The sequence below is a fragment of the Mucilaginibacter sp. NFR10 genome (assembly GCF_900100445.1).
Taxonomy (GTDB): Bacteria; Bacteroidota; Bacteroidia; order Sphingobacteriales; family Sphingobacteriaceae; genus Mucilaginibacter; species Mucilaginibacter rubeus.
Genome location: NZ_FMTV01000001.1, coordinates 1,571,320 through 1,597,679 on the forward strand (window position 1 = coordinate 1,571,320; position 26,360 = coordinate 1,597,679).

Annotated in this window: 17 protein-coding genes; 2 read left to right on the forward strand and 15 right to left on the reverse strand. The window is 42.2% G+C overall.

Annotation, left to right across the window (positions count from 1 at the left end):
- Positions 1-12 precede the first annotated feature (12 nt).
- The 15 genes from BLP33_RS06480 to BLP33_RS06550 all read right to left on the reverse strand — a co-directional run bounded on the left by BLP33_RS06480 (position 13) and on the right by BLP33_RS06550 (position 23,297).
- The gene (locus tag BLP33_RS06480; protein WP_090525892.1) at positions 13-1,569 is read right to left on the reverse strand and encodes a rhamnogalacturonidase; all 1,557 of its coding nucleotides are present in this window, start codon (positions 1,567-1,569) and stop codon (positions 13-15) included.
- 47 nt (positions 1,570-1,616) lie between these two features.
- Entirely contained in the window at positions 1,617-3,326 is a 1,710-nt protein-coding gene (locus BLP33_RS06485) for a RagB/SusD family nutrient uptake outer membrane protein (RefSeq protein ID WP_090525893.1), read from the reverse strand.
- 11 nt (positions 3,327-3,337) lie between these two features.
- Positions 3,338-6,733, reverse strand: a complete 3,396-nt coding sequence (locus BLP33_RS06490) for a SusC/RagA family TonB-linked outer membrane protein (RefSeq protein ID WP_254780071.1) — start codon at positions 6,731-6,733, stop codon at positions 3,338-3,340.
- A 129-nt stretch (positions 6,734-6,862) separates the two neighbouring features.
- Positions 6,863-7,750 (reverse strand): FecR family protein, encoded by an 888-nt coding sequence (locus BLP33_RS06495; RefSeq protein WP_090525894.1) that lies wholly within the window; start codon positions 7,748-7,750, stop codon positions 6,863-6,865.
- 163 nt (positions 7,751-7,913) lie between these two features.
- Entirely contained in the window at positions 7,914-8,426 is a 513-nt protein-coding gene (locus BLP33_RS06500) for an RNA polymerase sigma factor (protein WP_175489949.1), read from the reverse strand.
- Positions 8,427-8,541: 115 nt separating this feature from the next.
- Positions 8,542-9,345: a DUF4350 domain-containing protein gene (locus BLP33_RS06505; RefSeq protein ID WP_254780072.1), complete on the reverse strand. Its 804-nt coding sequence runs from the start codon at positions 9,343-9,345 to the stop codon at positions 8,542-8,544.
- A gap of 31 nt (positions 9,346-9,376) precedes the next feature.
- On the reverse strand, positions 9,377-11,272 hold the full coding sequence (locus tag BLP33_RS06510) for a glycoside hydrolase family 97 protein (RefSeq protein ID WP_254780073.1): 1,896 nt from the start codon (positions 11,270-11,272) through the stop codon (positions 9,377-9,379).
- A 14-nt stretch (positions 11,273-11,286) separates the two neighbouring features.
- Positions 11,287-12,819 carry a RagB/SusD family nutrient uptake outer membrane protein gene (locus tag BLP33_RS06515; protein WP_090525897.1) on the reverse strand — a complete coding sequence of 511 codons (1,533 nt, stop codon included), beginning with the start codon at positions 12,817-12,819 and terminating at the stop codon, positions 11,287-11,289.
- A gap of 21 nt (positions 12,820-12,840) precedes the next feature.
- Complete coding sequence (locus BLP33_RS06520; protein ID WP_090525898.1) at positions 12,841-14,175, reverse strand: SusC/RagA family TonB-linked outer membrane protein; 1,335 nt, start codon at positions 14,173-14,175, stop codon at positions 12,841-12,843.
- Complete coding sequence (locus BLP33_RS06525; RefSeq protein WP_090525899.1) at positions 14,129-16,255, reverse strand: SusC/RagA family TonB-linked outer membrane protein; 2,127 nt, start codon at positions 16,253-16,255, stop codon at positions 14,129-14,131. Before BLP33_RS06525 ends, BLP33_RS06520 begins: the two co-directional genes overlap by 47 nt.
- A gap of 282 nt (positions 16,256-16,537) precedes the next feature.
- Positions 16,538-17,731 carry a FecR family protein gene (locus BLP33_RS06530; RefSeq protein ID WP_090525900.1) on the reverse strand — a complete coding sequence of 398 codons (1,194 nt, stop codon included), beginning with the start codon at positions 17,729-17,731 and terminating at the stop codon, positions 16,538-16,540.
- Positions 17,732-17,844: 113 nt separating this feature from the next.
- Positions 17,845-18,402, reverse strand: coding sequence for an RNA polymerase sigma-70 factor (locus tag BLP33_RS06535; RefSeq protein WP_175489950.1), 558 nt, complete (start codon positions 18,400-18,402; stop codon positions 17,845-17,847).
- A gap of 377 nt (positions 18,403-18,779) precedes the next feature.
- Entirely contained in the window at positions 18,780-20,843 is a 2,064-nt protein-coding gene (locus BLP33_RS06540) for an alpha-galactosidase (protein ID WP_254780074.1), read from the reverse strand.
- Positions 20,844-21,050: 207 nt separating this feature from the next.
- Positions 21,051-21,848 carry a hypothetical protein gene (locus tag BLP33_RS06545; RefSeq protein WP_090525903.1) on the reverse strand — a complete coding sequence of 266 codons (798 nt, stop codon included), beginning with the start codon at positions 21,846-21,848 and terminating at the stop codon, positions 21,051-21,053.
- Positions 21,849-21,869: 21 nt separating this feature from the next.
- Complete coding sequence (locus tag BLP33_RS06550) at positions 21,870-23,297, reverse strand: alpha-L-fucosidase (RefSeq protein ID WP_090525904.1); 1,428 nt, start codon at positions 23,295-23,297, stop codon at positions 21,870-21,872.
- A 298-nt stretch (positions 23,298-23,595) separates the two neighbouring features.
- Between BLP33_RS06550 and BLP33_RS06555 the strand changes: the two genes are divergently transcribed.
- Together BLP33_RS06555 and BLP33_RS06560 are read left to right on the forward strand one after the other, a co-directional pair.
- Positions 23,596-23,994, forward strand: a complete 399-nt coding sequence (locus BLP33_RS06555) for a hypothetical protein (RefSeq protein WP_139159944.1) — start codon at positions 23,596-23,598, stop codon at positions 23,992-23,994.
- Between the two features lie 49 nt (positions 23,995-24,043).
- Positions 24,044-26,215 (forward strand): TonB-dependent receptor, encoded by a 2,172-nt coding sequence (locus tag BLP33_RS06560; protein ID WP_090525906.1) that lies wholly within the window; start codon positions 24,044-24,046, stop codon positions 26,213-26,215.
- The last annotated feature ends 145 nt before the right edge of the window (positions 26,216-26,360 follow it).

Genomic DNA, 26,360 nt, shown 5'->3' on the forward strand with positions numbered 1-26,360 from the left:
GCTGTTGATTTACTATAATTCTTTTTTATTTGCGTTGGCCAGTTTAGTATCCGCTACCGGGCGGCTGTTATAAATGTTAAAGTCCTTTACTTCATTTAAAACAAACGTCGCCGAGCTCGCTGTCTTTTGCGCTTTGATATGCTGAAAATCTGCACCGTTTACATGATCAAGAATAAACGCGGGGCGGAAATCATCTGCGATATAGCTAACTTCCACATCGTTCATTTTTAAATCTTTAACATTGCGGATAAAGAAGCCGTAAGAAGGCATAGTGCCAAAGCGATAGGGTTCTGGATATTCTTTTTCTAAACCGGGTACCTCACGCATGGATTGCTCTTTGGTGCCCCCGCCTTTATAATAGATCCTGATATTACTCAACCGCAGGTCTTCTATATCATGCCCTGGGATCCCGCTTATAATTGCCCCATGCTTATTATCGGCATTATAGCATACCACATTACTAATGATCACACGCCTAAGCGCCCCTACAGGTGCACTTTCCGGTCCGCGCATACGAGCGCCCAACCTTACAAAAATTGGCGCGTTAACAATATCCCGCATGGTGATGTTGGTGATGGTAACATCCTCTAAAAGTGCACCATCGACAGTTTCCAGGGCCAGGCCACGGCAGTAATCAAACACGCAGTTGGAGATGGTAACATTCTTAAAACCACCGTTTGATTCGGTACCTATTTTTATGCGGCCGGTGGGATTACCGTCAGAATATTTTTTTTCATTGCGGGTAAAAGTGCCGGCCAAAAATGAACCTTCATCGTAGCCGCTCACCTGGCAGTTGGTAATGGTAACATTTTCGGTAGCCCTGGCAAATCCAAGCCCATAGGTACTTTTAAGACAGATACCATCGTCATAAGGCGAGTTGATACTGCAGTTTGAGATACGTACGTTGCGGCAGCAGTCAATATCCATACCATCGCGGTTAGTATCCATTTTTACATTATCAATAGTAAAATTGTCTATCCCTGTAGCCAAGATCCCGAACCAACCGCCATGCAGTATTGAAATATCCCTGATAATTACGTTACGGCACAAATAAAGACTGATCGTTTTGTTGGGGCGCTTATCATCTTCACCCTTGTTGCTCCGCATCAGGTCTTTACCCCAAATTGTACCCGGACCTAATATGGATATATCATGCAGGTTTTCGCCCCAGATCAGGCTGTTATGCCAGTGTCTGTGTCCGAAATCCTGGTAATTATTATCTGTTTTGGCTTCGGGTTCATCATAGCCTGATGCGGCTTCAATGGGAGCCGCAATGATAGTTGCCCCCTGATCGATATATAGGCTGATGCCACTTTTAAGGTGAATAGAACCGCTTAAATAATTCCCTGCCGGAAAATAAACTGTTCCGCCGCCGGCGGCTGCTGCAGCCTCAATTGCTTTATTGATATTTTGTGTATCAATTGATTTACCGTCGCCTTTTGCCCCATATAACTTTACATTATATGGGGATGTTTCAGGCGATGTACTATCATTTGCCTGAGCTTGAATGAAGCAGAATGGCAAAAGAAAAATCAAAAGAATACGAAGTATAGTATAGTGGTTTTTCATAGTATTTTTTGTCGCTTTACGTTATGTACGCCTTACCTACTTCCGGTTTACCAACCCGGATTTTGCGGATATGGAGTACCTGTAATTGTTGCATCGATTTGTGTTTGCGGGATTGGGCGAAGCACATGAAATGGTTTAATATTAGCTTTACCATCCGTATTATGCAGTTTTACCCTTTCCAGCAGCTTCCCTGTCCTTGCAAGGTCAAGCCAGCGTACAAGTTCACCGCACAATTCTCTTGAGCGCTCATCCAAAATGAAATCCAGCGAAAGTTTATCTACAGTGATATCCATTGCTGCTGCGTTGCCTGAAGGGTAAGCAGCCCTTTCACGAATGGCATTAATATATGGCACTGCGTCACCGGCACGGCCATCCATAAATAATGCTTCGGCAGCAATTAAATACGTTTCGGCCAGGCGATATATGATTATCGGCCTGCTTGAGGGCGAATTTTGATCGGGCCGTTTAGTATCAAAATACTTAATCATAGCTGGCGACAACGCAATGCTGTATTTGGCAGGCGGAATAACCTGGTAACGATAACCGGCAATCTGTGCCGAAGTCATAGCTTTACCAGGCATCCAGATAGCGGTGTCACCTACTGTAAATTTAGGTGCTCCGGGCTGAGCACCAACAGGCGCACCGGCTGGCAACGGATTAGACCACGTAGGTATTGAAGCTGCATTGTTGCATAACCACATGGTTTGAAACGTTTTATTATAACGCTGATCATTAACCCTTTCGCTAAATACAGTATCAGTAAGCCAATGTGTAGGCACCACTCGGATATATGGGCGCCCGTAAAGGGTACTGCGCTGCATGCCGGGCTGCACTTCATACTTAGGTACAAATAAGTGGCACAGCAAGTTATCAGGGCCACTGTTGTTTTGGGTAGCGGAACCGTTGTAGGCCAATGTAGTAGTGTGTTGTACAGTCCAAAGTATTTCACTGTTAGTTTCATTGCCCTCAGCAAATACTTTCCCGAAATCCTGCTGCAATTTAATACCTCCGGCCGGTGCAACGTTTGTTATAAGATCGATTGCTGTTGCATAGGCATTTTTATAGTCATCTGCCTGTTTAGCCGATGAGCCTGCCCTTGTTAAATATACTTTTGCAAGCATGTGCATTGCAGCGGCTTTTGTAGCCCTGCCGGGTTGTACACCATTGGTTAAAGGACTTGCAGGCAGAACCGAAATAGCATCTTTCAGGTCCTGAACAATGAAGTTATATACATCGGCCATTTTGTCCCTGTTAGCCGAAGTAGTAGGTACCGACTGAAATGTTTTATTTAAAGTAACATCGCCCCAAAACTGAACTAATATAAAGTAATAATTTGCCCGCAAAAACTTTGCTTCACCAACCATGCTTGCTGCTGTTGTGGCGTCAATACCGGTAGGAACATTACCAATCAAGCCATTACAGGTATTGATATAGGTGTAGCAGTTTTTCCAGATGGTGGCAACGGTACCATCTGCAGTATTAAAGTTGCTGTTATATTTTACCAGGCCGTTGTTTCCATCGTTACCGGCAATAAATTCGTCGGTGCCGGGTACGGTTAATTCAAAATAGGTATCCGGCCCCCAAATGGTTCTGAAACCTGCATAGGCTGCAGTGAGACCTGCCTGAAAGCCCTGGCTTGTTGTAAAAAAAGCAGGGGTAAGCGTTGATTTCGGGGCTTCTATCAGTGTTTTTTTACAAGCTGTAGTTGTAAGACCTAAAAACAAACAGGTGTATAAATATATAGATATCCTTTTCATCTTATTTAAATTTAAAGTGTCATGTTAATACCGAATGTAAATGACTTTGTAGGAGGCGTATCAACGTTTAAGCTTCCGGCTGTTTCCGGGTCCAAACCATGATAAGTATTACGATACGGAGAAAAAAGAATAAATGGATTTTGCGCCGTAGCATATATTCTTAGCGACCGTGCACTGATACGCCTGGTTATCGATTCGGGCATATTATAGCCTAAGGTCAGGCTCCTGATTTTTAAAAAGGTACCGTCAAAATAACTTAAAGTGGATGAATAAGGCGTATTGGTTGAAGCAGAATTGGGTTTAGGATAGTAATTCTGATGATTGGTTGGTGTCCAGTAATCCTCATTCAGGTTATTATAATTACCCTGGAAGGTGTTAATGAAACTTCCGCTCTGGAACATTTTGGAAGTGATTAGTCCCCCCACCCTATAAGCGGCCACTACCGTAAAATCAAATCCTTTATACCCTATGCGGTTGGTAAAACCGCCGGTATAAGTTGGCTGATCTGACCCAAGTACAATCCTGTCGGCGGCGCTGATCTTTCCATCTTTATTTACATCCTCTACCCTGATAGTGCCAATCACAGAACCTGTACCGGTGGTTGTAAGACCTAAGCTTTTAGCCTGGGCAGTATCGGCAGCTGTATTTTGCCAGATGCCAATTTTTTTATAATCAAATATGGCATTGATAGGCTGCCCCACAAACAAACCGTTTGTGATATCCTGGGTAACCCCGCTCGCTAATTTGGTTACTTTACCCCTGTTAAATGCGATGTTAAAATTGGTGCTCCAGCTAACGCTGTTCCTGCCGTTACCGGGTAAATTGATGGTGCTTATGCTTACTTCAATCCCTTTATTTTGCGTTTGGCCCACATTAGTTAAAATACTGTTTGGTATACCCGAGGTTGGCGGCAATGATAATGGTAACAGTAACGACCTGGTATACTGATGGTAGGCTTCAACCGTACCCGCAACCCGTCCCTGGAAAAGTCCGAAATCAACGCCCGCATTTAATGTAGAAGTATACTCCCATGTTAGATTTGGATTAGGAACATTGGTTGGATAAGCACCTGTAAGGTTGGTAGAACCAAAGTTATAGTTAACAGATGATAAAGCGCCCAAAGTTTGGTAAGGATTGATAGCTGTATTACCAACTGTACCATAGCTCGCTCTTAATTTAAGGTTTGACAGTACGTTTGAGTTCATCAAAAACGGCTCCTTGGTAACATTCCATGCAAGTGCTGCCGATGGGAATACATGATATTTATTACCCGGCGCCAGGCGCGATGACCCGTCTGAACGCATGGTTAAGGTAAGCAGGTATTTATTGGCATAACCATAGTTTACCCTAGCCATGTACGAGATGATATCCCACTTAGAATATGATCCGGAGCCGCTTAAATTTGCGCCGTACTGTGGATTAAAATACTGGATACCATCCGACAGGATATTGTTGTAGCTAAATGAATTTGACTGCGACTGGCTTTCCTGTAAACTGTAAAGGCCTGTAAAATTCACATGGTGCTTTTGCGCAAATACTTTATCGTAAGTCAATATATTTTCAAGCGTATAATTATAGCTGTAAGTACTTTGGTTATTTGCTGTTGATGCGCCACCCAGGTTATTGGTAGTAGCGCTGGCGTAGTAGTTGCCGTAAATATCAGGCCTTATTTCGGCACCGCCATTAAACCTGTATTTTAAGCCGGGTGCAAGGTTAGCTTCGAGGTACGCTGTTGTAAAAGTCCCGAACCTTTTACGGGTTTCAACTGCGGCGCCCGGAACAAAATTTGCAAGCGGGTTCCATACCTGGTTGGCACTACCCGCTGTAAAACCTACTAATTTACCGGTAGCATCATCGTATGGTGTTGAAAGCGGGCTTGCCCTTAAAGCCTGACCAAGCGGGTTCGCGTTTTCACCGTTGGTATAGCTTAAGGTATTTAAGCTGCTTAAACCAACCTTTACATATTTACCCAATTGCTGATCAACACTCAGCTTAACAGAATAACGAACAAATGACTGGCCGAAATAGATGCCTGTTTCATTATAGTACCCACCGGATATGGCATACTGGGTAAGTTCGTTCCCACCTGCAACGCCCAACTGATGGTCTGTTACAAAGCCATTTTTATAGATCAGTTTTTGCCAGTCGGTACTGCGCCCGCTTTTTATAGAAGCCACCTCTTGCGGGGCAAACGAGCCATCGGTTAAAAACGCGGGATCATCAATGCCGGTATATTTACCGGCATTGCCGTTATATAGCCCCCATTTTTTGAGGTCTTCAAACTGAGGGCCGTTCATAATATTATACTGCCCCAGCGGCTTATTGAAACCAGCATAAGCACTATAAGTTATTGCTGTACCACCCTTTTTACCACGGCGTGTAGAAACCAATAAAACACCATTTGCACCTCTTGAACCATAAATAGCAGTAGAAGAAGCATCTTTTAATACCTCTAATGAAGTTATGTCATCAGGATTGATGTCATTCAAACTTCCGTTAAAGGGGATCCCATCAACTACGATAAGTGGTGAGTTTGAAGCATTTATAGATCTGTTTCCACGGATTAAAATAGAGGGGGACGCACCAGGGTGGCTGTTACCACCGCTTTTCTGGATATCCACACCAGCGGCCTGCCCCTGTAAAGCCTGGCCAAGGTTAGCGGCCGGAACATCACGCAACGATTGCTCACTAACTGAAACGATTGAACCTGTTACGTCGGACTTTTTCTGAACCCCATAGCCAACCACAATAACATCACTTAACGACTTCAGATCGCCCGTCATGGTTACGTTGATGCTTGTTTGATTGTTTACGGCAATCTTTTGTGTTTTGTATCCAACGGAAGAAAATATCAGCGTAGCATTGGCAGGCACCTTAATGGTATACTCACCCTTGGGGTCGGTGATCACCCCTCTTCCACCGCCTTCTATACTCACCGAAACACCCGGCAGGGCGCCATTTGAATCGGTTACTTTACCTGTTACTGTAATATCGGCAGCTTCAATATTTTGCTCATTGGTTTTGTTGGTTAGTACACTTGGTTTGGCGGAAGCTGATTTATCGTAAATTACAATTCCGGTATTTATCTCTTTAAATGACAAACGGGTTTTAGCGAATAAATAATTCAGGATTTTACCCAACGCTTCATCTTTGAATTTACGCGGTGCAATTTTGTAACCGCTTAGTTCAACCGGGTTATAAGAAAATTTAATATTGGTTTGCTTTTCGAGCTTATCAATTGAGCTTTGCAACGTTTCATTACCAAATACGATTTTCACGGGGGAATCCGAGATCTGGCTCGTTGCATGTTTGGCAAGCAAAACATGGCAAAATACCAGTGAGCTGACCATAACAATCGTCGATACCTTCATGAAAAAATTAAAAAATTTAGTTGATTTTTTTTTCATCTTTACGAGGTTTTTATTCTAAAAAACTATATGAATTATTGGATTAGCTTGGAACCTGCCAATAATTTATATCTGCACTCTCTGCCAATGCCCCTGCAGCCCGGCTTCGGGGGTACTGGCTTTTTGGGTTTAACTGTTTTCGTTTTTTGCCAGATAAACCTCCTTTCCTTTCAAAACATAATCTAAATGGTGGATGGTTTTAATGATGTCAAGAACATAGGATAGTGTATTATTATTTGAAAAATGAATAGTTGTTATCAAATGATCATTCTCTTTATGATTATAGTTAATGTGAACACCATAAGTGTTTTCCAGCCGCATTACCAGTTCATTAAATGAAACACCGTACAAATTGACCTCGCTTGATTTCCAGGCTGCTACCTTTTCGGCATCAATTGTCCTGATTTGGTGGGTGGCCTTTTCCTGGTCGTAAACCATTTCTTTATCTGGTGTAAGCAAGCCAAAGGTTTCAGTTTTGTTACCGACAGCAACACGCCCCCTGGTAACTGTTAGCCTTACGTCACTGATGTTTTTGTAAAACTTTACATTGAATGCAGTACCTAATACCTGGGCGTATAAGCGGCCATAATGAACAATAAAAGGTGAAGTGCTATCATGCTTTACATCAAAGTAAGCTTCGCCGTTAATAAGCTGTACCTCTCTCGTTTTTCCAAAGCGTTCGGGGAATTTTATGGTTGAACCCGAGTTTAACCATACCGTTGATCCATCGGGAAGGGTTATTGTTTTGAGATTGCCTTTTTTTGCGGTTACGGCCATCATAGCTGCTTTATCTTTAACCGATAATTTAAAGTAAAAAAGCGCTGAACTACACATCAAAACCAATGAGGCGGCAATGGCATATTTGGCGGCCGATGTTTTTATAAAATGCCATTTCCCATAAATTTCTTTATGGATGTTATGAAGCATTTCCTTCTCTATAGCCCGCATAGCTTTTTCGTCCTGAAGATGATCATCTCCGGGCCCAAAACCTGGACCGGGCTTGCGCCATTTTATCATTATGAATGTTTTTTAAGTTTATCTCAACCGCTTATAGCAGTCTTTTTGGCTTTGTACCATATATACAAGGTCAGCTGGTTTTGGTACCAGATGTATTTTGCATTTTTTATTAAATGCTGCTATTCATGATCAATAGAAAACAACCATGTTATTAAAGGGCATTTCAAAAAATCCCCAGCTTTGTCCGTAATATTTTTAATGCGTTGGAGAGTTGATTCTTGACCGTACGAGGGGTAATATTAAGGGTTTCCGAAATTTCATTGACGGATAAGTTTTGCTGCCGCGATAAAATAAAAACCTCCTGCATTTTTTTGGGCAATTCCCTGATCCCTCCTTCAATCGTTGCTGAAAGTTCTTTTGCTATTAAGCTATCCTCGTGGTTATATTGATCTGTATCTTCCAGGTACAGCAAGCTATCCATGCCTCTTTTTCTGACCGAATCCTTTTTATGAAAATTAATGATGCTGTTTCTTAAACTTCTGAAAAGATAAGAGGCATTATACCTTTCTGGCTGCAGGCTATACCTGCAATTCCATAAACTAATAAAAACAGTTTGCACAAGGTCTTTTGCATCGTCCGATGAACCCGTTGAACGATAAGCACTATGATACAAGGCCCTCCAATTACGTTTATAAAACTCATCAAAGGCATTTATATCTCCGGCCTTAATTAACATGATTAATTCAATTTCTGAAAGCATTACTTAAAACTCAAAGTGACTTAAATTATTGATGTGTATAATCGGTTTAGGATTATAAAACCGGAATTCAATCCGGATAAACTGGTTTCCTTTATTTCTTTGCCGGTATTTGATCTATCAGCCATTTGCTCAGATCATCGGCCGCTTTATCGTTATCAAAATCCATGGCTGCGGGTAGCCGTCCGTTGGTATATTCGTTATACAGCCAGGGATCGCCGACAGCAATTACTGTACCTGCCCCGTATTTGGCCATACCTATAATTACACGGGAGCTATCAGTTAATAATGGCGCCGCCGGGGGCGATAATTTTAGTGTGGAAATATCTTTGAGATAAATTTTTTTTGCCGTTTTAAATAAGGGATCATTTGCCGGAATTGTGATAGCGCCCATTTCAAACTGAGTACCAATAACGTGCTTGTACAAATCATCATTAAAGTGAATTCCAAATTTTTCGGCCAGCTTGTTGAGGTGTGGCAATTCGGCGTTTGCACTGTCATTCGCCATTAATACCAGTATCCCACCACGTTTAACCCAGTCGGTAATAGCTTTAATATGCCTGGCTTCAATATAATTAGGGTTAGCCGTTTCCTTTTTGGTATCAGGGTCAACTATTATATAAATATCTGTCCCAGTCAAATTTTGGGCGTCCGGTTTACTTTCAAGGCTCTTAAGAAGGGCCCCATTCTTTTTAAAAACATCTCCCCAAATAGAGTAACCGCTGCTCCTCTGATCCTCCCAGGTATAATGATACCGTTCTAAAGTACCTGCGGAATTCTTACGGTATTCATTATTAAAAAAATAGTCTAAAGTAACGGTCTTAGTCTGCGCCATTATAGTAGGCCTTCCCAGTAAATTAAATACCAGTAGTATAATGTATCCTTTAATCCTTCTCATATAATTTTGTATCGGCTTTTATTGAATGCTATTATTTGTTAAACCTCGCCACATATCCGCCGCCCACACCTAAACTTAATGACAGTACATCGGTTGGCTTTGCAACGGAGCGCTCTATTTTCAATGTTGCAGAACTCTCCGGATTATCATGAATATCGGTGCATTTAGCAGGTGAGCTGAGGAAGCTGAGCGGTATTTTTATGTTTCTGGGCTGAGTTCCGTTCATGACGGCCAAAAACCAGGTATGGCCTTTTCGCCGGGCAAAAACTGCCAGCTCGCCAATGGCCGATGACGGCAACACAATCGTTTCGTCCCACGTTGACGGGATACTTTTAATAATGTCGGCGCCGGGATTTGCCAGCAGATTTTTAGGATTGGCAGCATAGGTTAATAGAGGTGCACTTAAAATAACCGCGCTGGCTATCTGATTAGTCCAGGTAGTGTTTTTACGGCGGTCGCCAAAATGTACCGGTGTGTATTCTGCCGGGCCTGCTAAAAAACGGGTAAATGGCAGCGTTGTGCTGTGTGTTGCCCTGTCTTCCAGCTTACTTGATTCCATACCTTTAACAGCTTCCCGGGTAAGCTCATTGGGCCATGTACGCGATTGCCCGGTAGGCTTATTTGATCCGTGAAAGTCGACCAGTAAATGCAGCTGTGCAGTCTCTGTTAAAATTGCCTGATATAAATCAACTGTCTCTTTTGCTTCATTATCAAAAAAGTCAATCTTTAAACCTGCTATTCCCAGATCATGGCAACGCTTAAAACGCGCGTGCCTGATGCTTGAATCGCGCAAATCCTTAGAGTGCATCCAAACCCAAATACTCACCCCCTTTTGCTGCGAATAATTAACCAGGTCCCTGATCTCGTCGTCACTCCATTTTTCCCAAAACCCTTCCAGTATATTGTGCTCAAAACCTAACCCGGCTGCCAGACTCGAATACTCTTTCATGCCGGCCGCCGATTTGTCGGCAGCGCCATCCAAATATTGCCATACTGCCCGTCCCGGCTTTACCCACGAAGTATTGACTCCTTCAGGAAAATATTTTTTATCGGGCGGAGGGCATAAATCGTGTACGGCATCACAATTAACCATTGCATTTAGATCCGCACCGATCATGATCACACGCCAGGGTGTGGTGATGGTTCCGCTAATTGCCGCAGGCTTTAAAACCCTATCAATATCTTCTTTACTATATCTTAGCTCATAAGGATGAGATATGGGATGATGATGAGCTAATTGCAATATCAATTGACTTTGCCCATTAGCCAGCAAGGCCATCCCGGAGTAGTTTTTAAGGTCGGCCTCGGTAATAGAAGCATATCCTGCGTTATCGGGTAACTTAATTGTGGCAGGCGGAGCTATCCATTGACCATTTTTTACAGAGTCAATTAGTTTATGGGTATGCACGCCTTCATAATGCCCGTTAAGGTCATGATACCAAATGGTGCTGCCGGCGGGAATATTAAACGCGGTGGCTTCATCTGGTACGTGGATAACACCTTTATCTCCTGGTATTGTAAAGCTAAAAGCAGCCGCGTCGTTAAATACCCTTACATCAAGTACAAAAGCGGTTTCGCCATGTAATAGTTTAATTTTTGCACCGTTAAAATGATTAACAGCTTTTGAATGCACGCCATACCATGGATAGGTTTCATTTATGCTGTAAGTTGTGCTTCCTGTAATAGTGGCCCGGTTGGTTAATGCCGTTTGATCAATACTGACCGACATGGCTGATGTATTGACAACCGGCTGGCTCTTATAAGTGACTGTATAAAATATGGTTCCCTGTTTGTTGAATACTTCCATTCGGACCTGCTTATCCGGGCTGTAAACAACTACATTAACGGCAGCAAACAAGCCTGATGAACAAGCCATCAAAGAGAGCGCTATACTTATAGCCACTCTCATTTTTTTAATAATTTTCATCGTTTACAGCTTGATTAATAGCCCGGTGTTTGTTTAAATGCGGTGTTGCCCACTGCTTTGGCAATATCAATTTCTGTTTGCGGAACCGGCCAGATAGTATCCCTCAGCGGAAACGTTCGCTGTGTTGCGTTCGGGTCTTTGATGGTTGGTATAATTACCCTATCCAAAGCCCATCTTTTTAAATCAAAATATCGTTGTCCTTCAAGTGCCAGCTCAATCCGCCTTTCATGGCGGATCCTTATGCGCATATCATCCTGCAAAAGTCCGGCGGGTATTGGCGGCATATTTACTCCAGGGCGGGTACGAACTGCGTTAATTGCAGCATACACACTGGCATCAGGGCCGGAAACCTCGTTCTGTGCCTCGGCATACATCAGCAAAACATCTGCATAGCGTAAATAAACCCAGTCCTGATCGCTTTGTGTGCCTATAACTGTTGCACGGGTGGAATCAACTCCCTTTTTGTTAAGGAAACCGGCAGAAGCGCCAATAGCCGCCGGGACAAAAGGGATCCCTCCTTTATACAACACGCCGGGCGTTAATATTGTAGCCAATAACCTTGGATCGCGGTTAGCATATGGTGTTGCGGAATTATATAAAGGCGATGTACTGATTGGTTGCCCGTCGGTACATTCATAATCATTAACCAGGTAACTTAAAGGCTGGAAACTTGAGCTGTAGGTATATAAATAATCTGCCGGGCTAAAAGCCGTGGGAACCTGGTAACGCCCCGAGAACATGATCTCGGGGTTGCCGTTTTGTCCCGGTTTTAAAAATAAATTCCTGTACCCGCCGGTATAAATACGAAACTTGCCGTCGGTTATAATGGTATTAGCGGTAGCAGCAGCCTGCTGGTACTGATACCTGGCCAGGTATACTTTTACCATATAGCCCATAGCAGTGCCCTTAACGGCATGGCCGGAATAAGCAGTATTGGGTAAATTATTTGCGGCAAAGGTAAGGTCGTTTAAAATGGTATCAATCACCACAGATTTTGGTGTCCTTCCCATCTGGGTATTCGTCGGATCTATGGTGATCTGATGAAGCGATAAAACAACATCGCCATACAATTGGGTAAGCGTAAAATACCAGTACGCCCTTACAAATCTTACCTCGGCCAAATATTGGTTTAAAGTTGCAGATGGCAGATTGATTTTACGCACGTTATCTAAAAAAGTATTACATGCCTGGATAGCCCTGTAGGCAGTTGAATATGCGTCTGTTTGCAGGCCGCCAACGGTCGGCGTTATGGCTCCCTGCGCTATATTTGAATAGGCACTGCTGTACGCGTTATCACTAAGGCTATCCCAATAAGGCGTACCAGCGCCAAAGCCCTGCCCGGTATTTCCGGACGCGGTATAGTTAAAACCCTGGATAAAAAAGCTATAGATCCCCGCTAAAGCAAGGTCGGCATCATTTTGTGTTTTCCAGTAAACGGAGCTGGCAATATCTGCCGGAGGGTTCTGATTTAAAAGGTCTTTTTTACAGCTACTCACCATTAAAACGGCTGTCAAAAAAAGCATCAAATATTTTATCGTTGTTTTCATGATCGTTTCAAATAATAAATGTTAAAATGTAGCCCTTACCCCAAAGGAGTAAACCTGGTTTTGGGGGTGTGTAACATACCTTGTGTTGGAAACTATCCTTTCGGGATCAAGACCGGGAAACTTGGTGAACGTAACCAGGTTATCTCCGGCAAAATAGATCCGCAGGCCCGACATAAATAGATGCTTAACCCAATCTTTAGGTAAATTATAGCCAAGCTGCACGTTTTTTAACCTTAAAAAAGAAGCATCTCTTAAATAATATGTGGAAGCTGTGTTGGCATTACTGCTGATGTTTCCCTGGCCCAAAACATAAACCATAGGCATGGTTGTACTTGGGTTAGATGCTGTCCAGGCGTTTAACCACTCTTTAGGTGGAGGCGATCCCTGGTTAAATGGCTGTATCCCCCAACCGTTAACATATAATTTTTGCCCGTACGAGCCGTAAAAGAACACCGTAAGATCAAAATTATTCCAGTTAACACTTGTGTTAAAAGCGTAATTAAATTTAGGATAGGCACCCGGCACTATTACCCTGTCACTATCATCAACCTTTCCGTCGCCATTGGTATCCGCATACTTCATATAACCCGGCTGCGGATTATATTGCTGCGTTGGCGAGGCTGCTATTTCTGCTGCCGATTGAAAAATCCCCACATACTTAAGCATATAAAAGCTGCCATAAGGTTGTCCCTCCTGGTTAATGGTATTTGTTCCGGTACTTATGGCCGGGGCCCCATAGGAAACTAAAGTGTTTTTATTGGCCTGAATGTTTCCGCCGAATGAAAATCCAACATTACCAAAGCGGTCGTTATATTCAAAAGACGCTTCAATACCGGTGTTTTTCATTTTACCATAGTTTATAATGGGTGCATTGAGGCCAAAGTAAAGCGGCGTAAGCGTAGTGGCTGTTTCAAGGATGCCCGATGTTAATTTATCATACCAATCGAACGAGAAGCTGAGTTTGTTGTTCAACACCGTAATATCAGTACCGATATCAAATACCCTTGTAGTTTCCCATTTGATATTAGGGTTGGTTAATGAATTATTGATAACGCCACTTGTTACGGTAGAGCCTACAAATGGATAAGCATAGCTTGTTTTATTATTATAATAGCTTTTGAAATTATAAGTTTCCTGGTATGGATAGTTGCCGATATTCTGGTTCCCCAAATTACCTAATGACGCGCGTAGCTTTAAATTATTTAACCAGTTTACATTTTGCAGGAATTTTTCTTTCGTGGCCGCCCAACCTAACGATACCGACGGGAAAAATGCCCACCTGTTGTTTGCCGGAAAACGGGAAGATGCATCATACCGGGGCATTGGCTTCCAACAGGTATTTCTCCTGGTAATCATAATTTAAACGCCCGTAGTACGAATGCAAGGAGTAAATATTGCTTGTGCCGTTGGTAAGCTGCGAAGCAATGGGCCCGGCATCAACCTCCTGTAATGTATTGGATGCAAATGGTAAATTACGGAGCCCTTCCAGGTTTTGCGACTTGTTATATTCAACCTGCGTGCCGGCCAGTAATTTAAAGTTATGATTGTTATTAATTGATCGTGAATAGGTAAACTGTGTATAAGCAACCGGGTAAAATGAATTATTATCGGTTACATCAATGCCTTGTCCATTTACATCCAGGGTACGTTCAGGTGCATCGCCGGGCTTTGCAAACCAGTTGTATTGATTAATTACCGGCTTAAAATCGATAGTTTTATTGTAATCGAAGTTAAAGCCGCCGTTAGTTCGCCATTCCAGGCCTTTTAACAAATGAATGTTTAAATAAAAACTGCTTTGTAAATAATAATCGTTTTGTTTGTTGATGGCGTTTTTGGCAATTGCAATTGGGTTTTTGTTGGGTGTTTGAACACTGGGGAATACTGAATTAGTATACCTGCCGCTGCCATCGGGTAATATGGGGCCATACATAGGCTGTTGTGACAGAGCAGATAAAAACTGATCCTGACTCCCCCTTGAGGTGTAACCTCTCTCGCTGCTGTTTAAAGTAATGGCTGAACCAAATGTTGCCCACTTGTTCAATTTTGAAGTGAGGTTGAGTTGAATATTGTATTTTTTATAGTAATATCCCAGCATAACATCAGGCTGATCAACATAGCCTAAACCAACGTTATAAGTGGTGCCATTGCTACCTCCGGTGATACCCAGATGATGAGTTTGCACCTTAACTGTATTAAAAATGGCATCTAACCAGTTATAATCGGGATATAATGTATGATCTGTTGGGTTAGTATAAAGTGCGATTTGCGCATCGCTATATTTATTGGGATAATTTGAATTGGTTGCGGCCTGGTTCCAGAGTGTCATGTACTGGGCCGAATTGTAGATCATGTTGTTGGGCAATGCAGAAGCTCTTGTGATACCAAGATTATAATCATAAGAGAGCTGCATTTTGCCCTCCTTGCCTTGCTTGGTGGTTATTAATATAACTCCGTTTGCAGCACGCGTACCATATATTGATGCCGAAGCTGCATCTTTTAGTACAGTTACCGATTCAATATTTTGCGGATCGAGGGCTGTAATACTCCCCGGCAAACCATCAACAATGATGAATGGCGAATTGCCTGCGCTGCTGAAAGTACCCGTACCCCTTATGCGTAAAGAAGTTCCTTCGTTACCGGCTTCGCCCGAACCTTGTACAACGGATAAGCCGGGTAGTTTTCCCTGTAGTAATTGAGTGGGATCTGTAGCCACTCGTTTATTCAGTTCCGATCCCGTTACAGTAACAACGGCACCTGTCAAATCAACTTTCTTTTGGGTTCCATAACCTACAACTATCACTTCACTAAGCCTGTTTGAAGCTTCTTTCATCGTGATATTGATCGCCCTCTTATCGCCTACTACTACTTCCTGTGTTTCAAAGCTCACATAGGAGAAAACTAATACCGCCTGCCCATCGGGCACTTTTATGGTATACTCACCTTGCGCGCCTGTAATGCTTCCTACCGTAGCCCCTTTTACCTTTACATTAACACCAGGCAGCGGCTGTCCTTTTTCGTCAATTACCTTACCATGAATGTCAATGCTTTCCTTTACTTCCGCTGCTAACTCTTCCTCCTTTTTTTTTATAATAATAGTTCCCTGAATAATGGTGTAAGTAATAGGTTTATTGCGAAAACACTCATTTAGTGCCTCTTCAACCGTTGCATGTTCAAGATTGATATTTATTGTCCCGGCAAGGGTTGTTTCGGGGTTCACATTTATCAGTATTACATGATAGCCGCTTTGTTTTTCAATATATTTGAGAATTTTTTTGACAGATACATTTTTTTCATGAAGTGTAACTGTTTGACTAAAGCTTTTGGCACTAACGCTGCTAAAAACAGTAATCATTATAATGGCAATCAGTTTCATAACCAATAAAACTTTAGTTATAGCAGGCCGCATGCCCGCTACAGACTTAGAAATGAATTTCATACTTTTGTACGGTTTGGGTTAGACGTTGAATTTCAATTATGCTTTCCAGGGATAATTGGTTTACCCAGATACTACCGGGCAGTGTTACGAGCACTCCCGGTTACTATCTTCGTTTTTCGTAAAATCGTATTTATAAACATCTGTGGCTATAAATACGAGCGGAGTGAATTCCTTTTAGGGAGAGATAAGTATTTGTTTTCTCATCATTTTTAATTTAGGTGAACAATTGGTTGTAGTGGTTATATATTTAAGCGCTAATCTTCTCACACATTAGCCCTGTCGTTACTTTGCTACAATTACCGTTTTACCCTTAATAGTGAAGTTTAACCCGGCGTATTTTAATATATTGGTAAAGCCTGAAAAATCAACCTTGCGCGATAGCTGACCGGAGAACTGCAGATCTGGCACCTTCCCTTCGTACACCACTTCAATATCATACCATCGGGATACCTGTTGCATAACGTCTTTGATATCGGCCTTAGTAAACATGAATAGTCCGTTTTTCCAGGCTACCTCTTCTTCAACATTAATGTTGCTCGTGATTTTTTGCTGGCCCTGACCATTAATTATTACCTGCTGCCCCGGTTTAATCTCATTTATCATAGCAGATGACTGTACGCTAACTGCTCCTTCTAAAAGCGTAGTTTTGTAAAGCTCTTCATCGTTATAAGCTTTCACATTAAAGTGAGTTCCAAGCACCTTTACTTCTGCTTTGTCAGTTTTCACTATGAAAGGCATTCTGGCATTTTTAGCTACTTCAAAATACGCCTCCCCACTTAAGTAAACTTTGCGTTCGCTGCCCGAAAATGAAGTTGGGTAACGTAATGAAGAAGAAGAGTTCATCCAGATCTTTGAACCATCGGCTAATACCAGTTGGTACTCACCTCCGCGTGGAACGACAATGGTGTTATATATTACCTGCTGTCCGGCATTTGCTTTTCCGGCATGTTTGTAAGCTAATATTTCGTTTTTGTTAGATACTGCAGTTCCATCATCCTCGTTGATAGATACCTGTGTATGATTTTTAAGCGCTAACTTTTGGCCATCGCCTAAAATTAAGATAGCTTTGTTACTGCCGGGTTTGATCATGGTGGCTTGAGCTATCTGCGATTTATCATTCCCTTTTACCCGGTTTTCATTCCGGAGATATAATAAAATTGAGATACTTAAGGTCAAGATGACTATGGCTGCATACTTCAATAACGATGTATAATTAAAACGGCGAACTGACTCTGATTCCGGCTCAGGTAATTTCCGCAGCAGCTCATTCCATGCTTTATCGTTATCAATGTTATCCCAGAAAGCCAGCTTTTTTTCAAGGAAGCCGGCATCTGTCAGCTTTTCAAATTGCACTTTGTTTTCGGCACTTTCATTAACCCATTCTTTTAACCATAGGTATTCTTCCTGCGAAATATCACCGTTTAAAAGTTTGCCGATTAGTTCAGCTACGTAAAAGTCCCGCTCGTTTTTTTCCATTTAATAACATACAAACAACTAAAGGAAGCAAACGGGTGACAATGGTATGATCTTTTTTATTTTTTTATGGGGGCAGAAAATGCCCGGGAATGGAGTTATAGAGAAGAAGGGACTTAAACTTTATGTATAAGTAATAACAAAGCGGTTGGAGAATGCTTTAAAATTTCGCGAAGGATACGCAGGCTCCGTACTTTTTGTGTTTTTACCGTATTGATAGAAATATTTAAATAATCGGCAGTCTCCTGGTTACTTAAGCCTTCAAAATAGCTAAGATATATTACTTTACGATAGCTTTGTGGTAATTGCTGCACAGCCTGCTGAACTTCCTCTAATACTTCGGCTTCAATAAGGCGGTAAATTATGTTTGGTTCGTCAAGGCTTTCAGTTTGACGACTTTCAAATTTTCCAACAACCTTTTGGTGCTTATAACTGTTGATGCAGCTGTTTTTGGTAGTTAAGTATAAAAAGGCCTTTATTGAATTTAAACTATCAAAACTTAAACGACGTTCCCATAGCTTTACAAAGGCATCCTGCACAAGATCTTCAGCAGCATCTTCATTAACAATTCCTGCAGCAAAAAAACACACCCGCTTATAAAACATATTAAAAATATGATTGAAAGCTTCCTTATCCCCATTTTGAAATGCCACCATTGAAATTGCTTCAGGCATAAACATCAAACTTTAAGTTTACTAAAATTAAACACAGTAAATAACACTGTAACTACCTTTGTGTATCGAATACACATTATAACAGGCCGATTTATTGTTTTTAGGCGTCTAACCTATCGAAAAAAAGAAGCCCAAATGTTATTTATCTTATTAATACCCTTATCAATGTCAAACTGTAACAACCATATTGTAAAAGTCACGATTATGCATTGTCGGGCTATAATTGGTAAAACTAAAGTAGAGATAAAATTTAATAGTAAAATGATAATTTACTACAAAGTACGCAAACGTTTGCGCTACTGTTATTACGGGTGTTGCATTAACTTGTACGTACCCTGTTTAACCAACAGGTAACAGCTTAGTGTTACGAAATGTTTCTAATTTGAGGCGTTTATTTCGATTATCATACTGCTTAAGGGTATTAATTTCCCGGGAGTTAAACTAAGCCCTACTGTCATCAGGTAGTCCCCGCTAAATGTACCGCCGTTTTCTGCAAGGTTTGATTTGACGCCAGGCATCAGATTTATCTCTTCTACCCGGTATAATTTGTGGCTGTTCAACCCTTGCAAACGCACCCGGTTAAACACTTCTTTATAATGTGTGTTCAGGTTATAATTAAACACTACAGATTTTGATTTTTCATCATTTACATACATTGCCACCATACGGTTCTCCTCGTACGGCGAAATAAGGCGGTACAGATCGCCAAACCAAATGACATTGCTCAGGCGATTATAGTTTTTAACTGCCTGTTTGCTAAACTCCAGTTCGTCATCTGTCATTTTACTAACCTTAATGTCATAGCCCAACTTATCCATCATGGCAACATCTGTTTTAAATTTTATGGATTGTTTGCCCCATGAAGTAACATGGCTTGATATGGTTAAAGAAGGGAAAAAGTTACTATATCCCCATTGTATATAAACTCGTTCTAATGGGTCCGTATCGTCGCTGGGCCAAAACTCCGTGAAGTATTTTAAAGCCCCATAATCTGTGCGACCGCCGCCGCCGGCACACAACATAATTGGAAAATGCGGGTATTTTTGGCGCAAGCGGTCAAGGATTTTATACAAGCTTAAAGTATAATCAACATATAACGCAGATTGCTTGTCTTTTAAATATGGAGACCATGCATTGGTCATGTTGCGGTTGCAATCCCATTTAATATAAGCCAGACCTGGATTTTTGGTTAGCATATCATCCACAACATGGTAAACATAATCTGCCACTTTAGGATTGGTAAGATCGAGCACTAATTGATTCCGCTGATAATTTTCTTCGCGGTTTGGTAATTTCAAGATCCAGTCGGGATGCTGCTCATATAATTCGCTTTTGGGATTCACCATTTCGGGTTCAAGCCAAATCCCGAACTTCAGGTCTTTAGCTTCGGCTTGTTTTACGAGATAAGCGATGCCGTTGGGCAATTTTGATTTATCTTCCTGCCAATCGCCCAAGCCGGCTTTGTCATTATTTCGGGGATATTTGTTCCCGAACCATCCGTCATCCAATAAAAACAGGTCGACACCCAGCTTTTTGGCATCATCAAATAAATTAACCAGTTCTTTTTCATCAAAATTAACGTGTGTAGCCTCCCAATTATTGAGCAAAGTAAGGCGTGGTTTATTACCATCAAGTACACCATAATTGCGGGCCCATTTATGTAAATTACGACTGGCCTGCCCCTTTCCGCTGGCCGAATAAGTAAAAATAAAGGCCGGAGTTGTAAAAGTTTCACGGTTCTTTAGTTCATATGCCGATCCATAAGTGTTAATGCCTGGTATAATCCTTAAAGCATTACGCTCGTCTATCTCAAAATGAAACTTAAAATTACCTGTCCAGGCCAGCGTTCCGGCTATCAGTTCGCCGGTTGTTTCATCTGCCGGTTTATTCATCGCAAGAAAAAACACGGGAGTTTGATACATATCGGCCCTTGTACCTAATTTACTGTCAATCTCCTTTATGCCACTGGTCAGTTTGCTTTCCTGCATTCTCATTTCAGATGCCCAATCGCCATGGAATTGAGTAAGCCAATAATCCTTAGCTTCCAGATGAAGCATACACGAGGCATAATCTTCAAGGGTTATTGTTCCTTTTTCATTGTTTTTGATTTCTGTCCATGCTTTTATAATATCTTCCCTGTTAAAGGCCTGGTAATGCAAAACTACATGTACAGGATATTTAGGGTCCTTTAACTGAATGGATGTTTCGCTGACGTTGTTGTCAATGCTTTTTGTAGTATGGCTAACGTACCTCAACTCAAGCGAAGGATTATGATCATCATGGATTAAACGGATGGCAGGCTGCAGCAAATCTTCCATTCCGCCTGTAATATAGGCTTCATGTTTCTCGGCAGGAATCAGGGCGGTTTCTTCGTTATTTAAAAGCCGTTTACCAAGGTATGACTGATAGATCCTGTTATTTGCGCCTATTGTAAGCACCATGTTTACATTATTTGTACTTATCAATATTGCCTTACCAGTTTGCGCGTTTACAATTGCCGAACGGCAAAAAAGAACTAAAAAAAAAATCCGTATAAAATTATTCATATTATAAGTTTGACTTTAATCCTGGTATCAACTCTTTGATAATTTAAAAAGCCATACATGCATAAGCTTAAAGTGCTCTAAAAACTACGTGTTAAAAAACTGTCAGTTTTGTTCCCCGATAGAAATGTCGGCAAACATTACATCTTCGTCCCTAATGTAAGCAGGGCTTTTCAAGCTCCGGTATACGCCCCATTTCGGCCTGCAAAATGAAGTCTCTTTTCGCCACAGGTCAATATTGGTATTGACATAGCTGAGCAGTATCTTATTATCTGCAATCCGTTTGATCTCAACATTGTAAGTTCCAACGCTATCATAATGAAGCGTCTCTGTTACTTCAACCCAGTTGCCTTTAAAATCGACCAGGTTAACGCCGGCTAAAACCCCTTGCGAAGTTCCTTTTGCCGAACCTGTATGAATTATTTCAAACTTATCAGGCTCACCAAACCGGGGTGTAAAAGTTATAATGGGAACTCCGGCATCTCCATCACCCGCTTTTATCTGGTGGATATGCGTAAACGTTGGCTGCGCTTTAAAACCGCTGTCTATTTTAAACTTCCATTTGTAAATAACCGTTTCACCCCGCTCTCCCTTTAATTTAGCTGCGGATGGGCCATATGTTTTGATTTCTACCCGCACCCTGTCGTAATTCCGGCAGCGATCATTATCTTCTTTAGCATGGCTGTGAAAAACAAAAACATATTCACCTAAATGCTTATCAAACGCTTCTGTAATATGTTTAACATGATGGGCACAATCAGGAACTTCACAGGCATCGCCACCCAATACACGAGATATTTGCTGATATGCATCGTCACTTCCGTCTGCTTTTAAAACAACCTGTGCTTTAAGCAGGTTGCTCGTAAATAGCAATCCGATAATCAAAGATTTTTTTAAAAACATAGTTGATCCTTGTTTCAATTGTTAATCAAGCGCACCTGTTTTCATTGTACCGGTTGGGTTAGCAGCCTGCCTGCTTATCTCCCCTTTTACTTCTACCTTTATTACGGTAGCAATGCTATCCCTGGCTTTATCGGGGACATTTATAATCAGGCCTTCACTTGATAGCGCAGCTTTTAATGCTGTATTCCCGGCCAGCATTTTAGCGCTTAAAACTTCATTTTTGAGACCGGGAATAACCAGCTTTCCGTCGGAAGGCCAGTTAAACACAGAGAAATACAAGGTGGTATTTTTGACGTTTGGTTTAAGGGTACATCTGCCCCAGCTTAAGGGCTGAAGTGGACTTGACTGGGTAGCGTATATTGCTTCGCTGTTTACCTCCATCCATTCACCCATCTTTCTCAAGGTGGTTATACTTTCCTGCGGAAATTCGCCTTCGGCATTGGGGCCAATATTTAACAGGTAATTACCCCCTTTTGATGCGATATCAATGAGGTTGTGAATTAACGTTTCAGGAGTTTTCCATTTATGATCATAGCTTTTATACCCCCAGGTACCATTCATAGTCATGCAGGTTTCCCAATCTTTTCCATCAAGCTCGCTCAGGTTGGGTATTTTTTGCTCTGGTGTTTTGTAATCACCCGCGAAGTTTGGACGCTTAAGCCGGTCGTTAGTGATAATGTTGGGCTGTAATTTTAACAGGTCATGCAATTTTTGGGCAAACTCATCAGTCATGTTTGTAGGTGTATCCCACCAAAATACGGCGATATCACCATAATTGGTTAACAGCTCTTTTACCTGCGGAACAGCAACCCGATCAATATAATCAGCCATTGTTGCCGAAGTTTGAGCAGGATCCCAATGGCCATTATGTTCAAGGGTATAAGCATCAATCTTGGCTGAGTCGGGGTTCGGCCAACCTTCGCTGCTTAATTTACGCGCTGCCGCACCACCCGGGTTATTCCAGTCTTGTGCTTGCGAATAGTAAAACCCTAATTTAATGCCATACTTTTTGCACGCCGCCGCTAAGGGCTTTAAAACATCCTTACCATAAGAGGTGGCATCTGCAATATTCCATTTGCTGGCATTTGATTTAAACATGGCAAAGCCGTCGTGGTGTTTAGCTGTAATTACAATATACTTCATACCGGCTTCCTTGGCCAGTTTTACCCAGGCATCCGGGTTGTATTTTACGGGGTTAAATTTTTTTGCAAACTGCTGGTACTCGGCTATCGGAATCTTGCCCCTGTTCATGATCCATTCACCACCGTGCCCTATCTCGTATCCTTTATACATACCGGCCAGCCCGGCATAATCGCCCCAATGTATAAACATGCCGAAACGAGCCTCCCGCCACCATTTCATACGTTCATTGCGGGACAGCTCTTTTTGTGCAAAAACATTATGCGCAACAAAAATGAACAGCCAACAAGCTATAAAAAGTTTTTTCATAAGGATTTAATTTAGCGGTTATAATCGCAATGATTTATAATAATGTTCGTATTAAAGCAATATGTATGCATAAGTAACTATATTGCTTTACGATATAATACAAGTACCATGAGGTTTGGTACCAGAACGCTACGTAATAATTTTAGGTTGATCTCATAATAGCATTTGTATCATGACCACTCACCGTTCAAAGCTGCCGCTTACAATTGTATTGTCAATTATATTGAACCGTAAGCCGGATTGGCCTGGCTTACGGTTTTTCAGTTTTCCTACAGAATTTATTAGTTAATTTACGCTCATGCTCAAAAGAATCGCGACTTTTTGGACGATCGGGTATTTGCTCTTTGGCAGCATTGCTTTGCCATTGGGTGATTTCTCGCTGCTTAACGAATTGCCGCGTATGTACCAGGATTATGAAAAGGTGGTCACACCGGACGAAAAAGGTGTGCTGGATTTCATCGGAGATTATCTGCTAAACGGTAAAGACCTGTTAAACCATAACCAGCATGACCAGCCATCAAAACCCGGTGCGCTGCAATTCCAGGGCACGCCATCCTTTGCGGCCATTATTCAACCGGTTAGCCCGTTTTTGGCTGAACCTGTATCATTAGATTTCATCACCCCAGCTTCGTTACATCATAGCTCCGGTGCTTTGAGCTATTACCATCCTTCTTTATTTCGTCCGCCTTTAGCGTAAGAAAACCCTCATTTTCTTAATCATCAATTTTTACGTTTTAAGCTATTTCATGCGCTATTTACTTTTATGCGCCGTGCTGCTGGCTTCAGTGGCCGTACGTGCACAGCATACTTTATCTATTTTGGTCAAAGATGACCAAACCAAACAGTCCATAGTCGGTGTTACGGCTTATATCAACGAATTAAAAAGAGGCGCTGCTGCGGACAGCAGCGGGCACATTCAGTTCAACCTGCCCACCGGAAAATACGAGATCAAATTCAGTATGGTGGGTTATCTGCCGCAGGAAAAAACTTTCGTGTTACCACTCAAAAATATTGAGCCCGTTATAGAGGTTTACCTGGAGCCGATGGCAGGTGAATTGGCGGAGGTGGTGGTACAAACCAACCGCACCAATCAGAACCGCAGTGATGTGCCCACCCGTATCGAAGCATTGCCTGCTGAGGAACTGGACGAAAAAAGCACCATGCGCCCCGGCGATATCAAAATGCTGCTGGGGGAGATCACGGGTGTACACGTACAAGCGGCTTCGGCGGTAAGCGGCACAGCGAGTTTTCGCATCCAGGGGCTGGATAGCCGTTATACGCAGCTATTGCAGGATGGATTGCCAATGTACGATGGCTTTTCGGGTGGGTTAAGCCTGGTGCAGGTTTCGCCGCTTAACCTGAAGCAGGCCGAGATTATTAAAGGTTCGGCATCGACACTTTATGGTGGTGGGGCTATTGCCGGTTTAGTTAACCTGATCACCAAAACGCCAGCGACTAAACCCGAATTGACCTTATTGCTTAACCAGAATTCAGCCAGAGGCACCGATGCCAGTGGTTTTTACAGCCAGCAATGGACACACGCAGGAACAACAATTTTTAGTTCTTATAACTATAATGGTGCTTACGATCCGGCTAATACCGGGTTTTCGGCGGTGCCTAAAACAAATCGCTTCACGCTTGCGCCAAAAGTATTCTTAAAGCCAGGCAACCGCGATCAACTTTGGTTTGGTGTTAACCTCATGCACGAAGATCGTTTAGGTGGCGATATGCAGGTCATCAACGGCCATGCGGATAATCAGCACCAATATTTCGAGCGTAACCTAAGCGACCGTCTTTCCACGCAGTTTTCCTACACGCATAAGCTTGACTCGAACAACCAACTGAACTTTAAAAATACGATTGGCTACTTTTATAGGACGATAGGTGAGCCGCAGTTTCTATTTAAGGGCGATCAATTATCATCTTATACCGAAGCTAACTATGTCCGTAATGGCAAAATTGCAAGCTGGGTAGCCGGTGCGGATATTTGGACGGATCATTTGTCGCAACCAGACAGAAGTGTAGATCTGAGCTATAGCCGCAACACTTACGGAGTTTTTGCTCAAAATACCTTCAAACCCACAAAATGGTTAGCTGTAGAAAGTGGCATTCGGCTTGACGAAAACTCGCCGTCATCTGCAAGCTCAAACGGGTTATTCCTGTTGCCACGCGTTAACACGCTATTTACGCTCGATGAACATTGGAGCAGTCGCGTAGGCGGCGGCCTGGGCTATAAGATGCCGGATATTTTTAATGACGATGCCGAAGAACAGGGCTATCGGTATTTGCAGCCATTAAATATTGGCGCAACCAAAGCCGAACGTTCGGCCGGTGCCAACGCAGATGTAAATTATAAAGGCGCAGTAGGCGATGTTTTTTTGCAGGTTAATCACCTATTCTTCCTCACCAAAGTGAATGACCCATTGATATTACAAAACAATGCCTTTATAAACGCTCCGGGTTACCTGATCAGCAAAGGGGCCGAAACCAATATTAAGCTGCTGATGGATGAGTTAGGGATTTACCTTGGTTATACCTATACAGATGTACAACGCCATTTTAACGGGTTAAGCAGTGCTCAGACATTAACACCCAAACACCAGTTAAACGCAGACCTGACCTACGAAGTGGAAAACAGTTTCAGGGCAGGCGTTGAGGGATTTTATACAGGTTCACAAATATTGGACAGTGGTACAACAGGTCGTGATTATTGGACTTTTGGACTGCTTGTGCAAAAGAAGTGGAAGCACTTTATTATTTTCATTAATGCCGAGAATCTTACTGATCAACGACAAAGTAAATGGGGAACGATTTATACCGGATCCGTTTCTAATCCCGTGTTCAAAAATATTTACGCGCCGTTGGACGGCAGAGTTATTAATGCCGGAGTTATAATAAAGCTGCTTAACAATAAATAAAAACCGCCTTACTTTCTAATGCGGCTTTATACCCCGTAATAGGGCTGCCCCCTCTGGTAAGACTACCCTAATAAACTTAACTAACCGCATGAAAATTTGCAGTGAGAATAGGAATACCTTTGTATTTTTCCATTAGACGGGCTGC